Origin of the sequence: Henriciella sp. (assembly GCF_049649345.1) — a bacterium.
Lineage (GTDB): Bacteria > Pseudomonadota > Alphaproteobacteria > Caulobacterales > Hyphomonadaceae > Henriciella.
This window is the reverse complement of record NZ_JBARZC010000484.1, coordinates 1-4,389: the sequence shown is the minus strand read 5'-3', so window position 1 is coordinate 4,389 and position 4,389 is coordinate 1. Positions and strand designations below refer to the sequence as shown.

Genomic DNA, 4,389 nt, shown 5'->3' with positions numbered 1-4,389 from the left:
GTTCGACGATGGATCCGCGTGAACGCGACAGCGAGACGCCGTCCTGGAAGATGGCGATACGCGGCTCGATATTCGCTTCGCCGCTGTCGGAGGTGATGCCGCGGATGACGAAACCGGGATTGTTCGGGCTCTGCTCCTGGACCTCGAAGCCCGGCACAAAGCGCGCAAGATCGCTGAACTCGTCCAGACCCAGATCATCAAGCAGCGTCTGGTCGACGACCGAGACGGCGACCGGGACATCACGCAGATTCTCTTCGCGCTTCTGGACGGTCACGGTGACCGTAGACTGGCGAAGTTCGGTCTCGCTGGTCTCCTGCGCAATCGCAGGGGCGGCCAGCGCGGCGAGCAGGGCAAGCGCGGTGGAATGATAGAGGAAGGCTTTCATTGGGAGGCTCCGCTTTCTGGTGGCGTTTGCGGGGCTCGTATTCGGGATTCGCGACAGATACGCGACGGTCTTGTGACGTCCGGACGACACCGGAATTTGTGGCGCGAATGTCACGCTCAATTCAGCTTTCGCGGCGTGATCGGCGCGTGCCGGGTAGAAGGTTGAATCGATGAATTTGAGTGACTTGGCGAATTCATTCCGCCATGAATGGAATATAACGCCATGGAGTTGTTAAGTTCAGGCGAAGTGTTCCAGGCTTTTGACAAGCTGTTTGAGCGGGAGGGGGAATATCATGGACTTGAGAAACACGCTGGAGCGTGCCGAATGGGCGAGCTATGCTAAGCTGGCGGCTCTAACTTTTGTTATAGCCATACTGACTATCTTCGCAGGTGGGCAGGCGGCCTCTGCTGAACCGGCTGTCTATGAGGGGGCGACGCAAAGTTGTCCTCAGGCCTATCCCGGTTCATTCCTCGATATCGGACGCGGCGATTGCTGGTCCTGCCCTTCAAGCCACCCCAAACGGACGATCTTCGCCGTGGATAGCGCGCAGGCCTGCGAGCGGCCCGGCGGGCGCGAGTACAAACGCGCCTCAGGACCACGCAACCCGACCGGCATCATCAAGACCGATTGCCCGAGCGGCTACTTCCTCGATATTGGCCTTGGCAAATGCTATTCGTGTGGGGGCTGGTCACGCTCGGTCGAAACCGTGAAGGGCTCACGGGCCTGTTTCCGCAATATCAGCGTGCAGCGCTCACGGGCAAAGTATAAGGGCACGCCAAGCGGATGCCCCGACGGCTCTTTCAACCACCTCCTGTCCGGGCGATGCTATAGCTGTCCGGCCGGCACGTATCGCAATGCCAATACAGGCACAGACCCGTCGACGTTCAACGCCTGCACGCGGTGTGGCAACGAGGGCGGCAAGCCTTGCCCGGTGACGACCTTGCGCAAGTCCTGCGATGACGGACTGGAAGAGCATTTCATCAAGGGGATATGCGTTCCGAGCACAAAAGAACTCCTGCGCCGCGATGCGATGGACCGGATTGCGGCGATGGGACCTGAGCTTTCAGCGGCGATCGAGCGCGCGCTTGTCATGAATGAGGATGAGGAACTGAAATCCGGCCTCGAGGCGAAATCGCCCCATTCCGCGTCCTACGCCGAACAGCAAGTCGAGGCGGCAGTGAACCCCTGCTTTGCTGATGAGAACCAGACCTGGACGCTGGGAGCGGTCGCGCAGGCTGGCGCGATTGCGAATGTCGCCCTTGAGACCGGCATGGCGGTCGATGTTTCGGTCGCAGGGCGCACCGGCAGCCAGCGTCCGGCCTTTGCCTATGGCGGCGCAGAATACGGCTTCTCCCTCGGGGGCGGGCTTTCGGGCGGCGTCAATTATGGCTGCTGGCGTGCGCCCAACAACGCGCTCGGCGGAGACTATCATGGGGTCGCGCTCGATGTTGTGTCAGCTGCGAAAGCCGGCATCGCCCTGTCGTCCAGATCCCTGGATATCCTCAAGCCAAGTAAGCAGATCGGCCCAAGCCTGGTTATTGGCTTCTGGTACGACCCGCATGGCGGCGACATCAATCCGGCGCGCGATTATCTTGGCTTCACGATTACGGCTGGTGCCGGGATCGGCAGCGACCTTACCGGCATTTCCTATGTCCGCGGAAGTACGGGGCAGGTGACTGGCGCGTTTCCTCCGCCGATCGGAAACGACAAGGTTTTCGGCTCGTATTACGTGTTCGCGAGCAATAGCGGGCGGCGCAATGAATTCGTGATGCAGGGGCCCAACCAGATGCAAGTTCGGGCACATGATGTTGGCTCGGCCCCCGGTGCCTTTCATACCTATCGCCGTGATGGCTTCTCGCCCAACGTTTTCCGCGCGGCTGGAGGCGCGGCCACCTACACGATCAATGATGATGGCAGCGTTACCTGGCGGCGCTCGGATGGAGATGCGAACGCCATCGTGCTCAATCCGGTAGGCTGACGAGCGGGTTATTGTTTTCGTTCCGGGCGGCCTGCGCTAGGATTGCAGCATGGACGACTATCTCTCCACCATCTTCGATCCGGCGGTGTTGATCACCATCGTCACTGTCGCCGTCATCGCCTTCCTGCTTGGCGCGATTGCCAGCGGATCCGGGACGCCGACCGAAAGCGAAAAGGCTGATATCTCGACGGCCATGGCGTCCCTTTCGCCGAGCCAGAAAATGCAGGTCGATGCCGCGATTGATGCGCGCAAGAAGATCGAGGCGATCAGAATTGTACGCGGGGCAACGGGGCTGGGCCTAAAACACGCAAAGATGGGTGTCGAGGCGCGCATGCGCGAGCGCGACCTGACGGACCGGGTCTAGCCTTGGACAACTGGATCAAGAACGGCAAGGTGCGCGCACGGATCACTGATGAGGGCGCGCTGGAAGTGCGCTGCTTCGGGCTGACGACGCAGGCGAAGTATTACAAGCCGCTGCTCAGGGAGTTCTTCCGCAAGGACTTTACCCCCCTTCGCCCCGGGCACGGCGATTATGCCGTCCACATCGTCATGGAATATACAGGCGACCCGCCCTGGATGGACTTGGACAATCTCGCCAAGGCGCTGCTCGACAGCGTCTCCGGCAATGCCTTTGTCGATGATCATCAGGTTGCGCGGCTTCTGGTCGAGCGACGCGTGGGTGAGCGCGAAGGCATCTATATGCGCGTCGAGGCAATGGATTGAATTCACTGGTTATTTCTTAGGGAATGACAAGGCCTGGCGAAGCAGATTAGGCTCGCGGCTCTGATCATGGCTGCGGGAGGAAAACGCGTGTCTCAGGAACTACTCTATCTGTTCGGATCGATCGTGATCCTGATCGGACTTCTGGTCGCTCAGGCAACGAACACGGTTGTCGCAAACGGCATGTCTTACGGCCTCGGGCCGCGTGACGAGCCAGCCAAACCGAATGTGTTTGGCGGCCGGGCAAAGCGGACAATCGCCAACCATATCGAAGGTCTCGTCATCTTCGGCTTCGCGATCCTGATCGTCGAGACGGCCGGCTTGTCGAACTCGCTGACGACGCTAGGTGCGGCGCTTTATTTCTGGGCACGGCTCGCCTATGCGCCGATCTATCTTCTCGGTGTTCCGGTTATCCGGACCGTGGTCTGGACGGTCGGTCTGGTTGGCACGCTGATGGTGCTCTATGTCTGCGCGACGAGCGCGCTCTAGACGCGCTCGCCCCGAAAACAGGCCTAATGGCCCAGCTGACCATTTGCGCTGGCCGGGCTATTGGCGGTCATGAGGCGAACGGCGTCCAGAGATAGCTGCCGTCCAAGCGGGCTGATTGAAGCCATCATGTGATCAGCAGTCATGTCGAACTCGCGATAGTCACAGATCAGCTCTTCATCGGCAGGTATTTCGCGCAAGGCATAACCTGCATCGATTGATGAGAAATCGGTGTTCGGGGTCTCGCTATGGTTCATATAGCGACCCTCATCGCCGTCCAGGATACAGACGGTCCGGTCGAAATGCGGCACATAAGTGTAGCGGTTGAGAAAGTTCGACAGGCGCTCATCAGCATCTGAAAAACTGTCGAGGGAAATCATCCGGTCGATCCGTGGATCAAAGCGCCAGATCAGCTGACCTTTCATGATCGGTTCGCGGGAATAGACGCCGAGGCCTTCAATGTTGGAAGCGGCGAGGTAGCAGGGAACCAGCATCATGGCCGGCAGACTCCTGAAAGGACCGGGTCGCCGCCCGGAAGGACATCAGGGTTTTGCCCGCGCTGGCGTCGCGCAACTTCGCTAAATGCCCCCGATTGGAAATTATTCAAGTTAAATAATCAAACCGGTCTTGATCATGATCAACCCCAAGACTGATTGCCTTTTCAGAACCGCTTGAAGGGCTTCGGCGCGGCGGTGGCAGTCGCCGTGGCGACCACTTTGCCGTCCGGTTCGAGGCAGCGGGCTTCGGAGAAGCAGACCGTCTTGCCGAACTTCAAAATCTTCGCCTCGACCTTGGCCGGGCCGATGAAAAGCGGGCGCAG

6 protein-coding genes are annotated in these 4,389 nt (G+C 59.7%); 4 read left to right on the top strand and 2 right to left on the bottom strand.

Features of this window, described 5'->3' with window-relative positions:
• Nucleotides 1–385 (bottom strand): TonB-dependent receptor plug domain-containing protein (locus WA989_RS13430; protein ID WP_424340999.1); only part of this gene is annotated, 385 nt, incomplete at its 3' end.
• Between the two features lie 292 nt (nucleotides 386–677).
• Between WA989_RS13430 and WA989_RS13425 the strand changes: the two genes are divergently transcribed.
• The 4 genes from WA989_RS13425 to WA989_RS13410 all read left to right on the top strand — a co-directional run bounded on the left by WA989_RS13425 (nucleotide 678) and on the right by WA989_RS13410 (nucleotide 3,572).
• A complete protein-coding gene (locus tag WA989_RS13425) occupies nucleotides 678–2,363 on the top strand; it encodes a hypothetical protein (protein ID WP_424340998.1) in 1,686 nt (561 codons plus the stop codon).
• A 49-nt stretch (nucleotides 2,364–2,412) separates the two neighbouring features.
• A complete protein-coding gene (locus WA989_RS13420) occupies nucleotides 2,413–2,727 on the top strand; it encodes a ribosomal protein L7/L12 (protein WP_424340997.1) in 315 nt (104 codons plus the stop codon).
• A gap of 2 nt (nucleotides 2,728–2,729) precedes the next feature.
• Nucleotides 2,730–3,086 carry a RusA family crossover junction endodeoxyribonuclease gene (locus tag WA989_RS13415; protein ID WP_424340996.1) on the top strand — a complete coding sequence of 119 codons (357 nt, stop codon included), beginning with the start codon at nucleotides 2,730–2,732 and terminating at the stop codon, nucleotides 3,084–3,086.
• A gap of 87 nt (nucleotides 3,087–3,173) precedes the next feature.
• Nucleotides 3,174–3,572, top strand: a complete 399-nt coding sequence (locus WA989_RS13410) for an MAPEG family protein (RefSeq protein ID WP_424340995.1) — start codon at nucleotides 3,174–3,176, stop codon at nucleotides 3,570–3,572.
• A 23-nt stretch (nucleotides 3,573–3,595) separates the two neighbouring features.
• Here the strand turns inward: WA989_RS13410 and WA989_RS13405 are convergent, their stop codons facing one another.
• A complete protein-coding gene (locus tag WA989_RS13405; RefSeq protein ID WP_424340994.1) occupies nucleotides 3,596–4,066 on the bottom strand; it encodes an SET domain-containing protein in 471 nt (156 codons plus the stop codon).
• Nucleotides 4,067–4,389 lie beyond the last annotated feature (323 nt).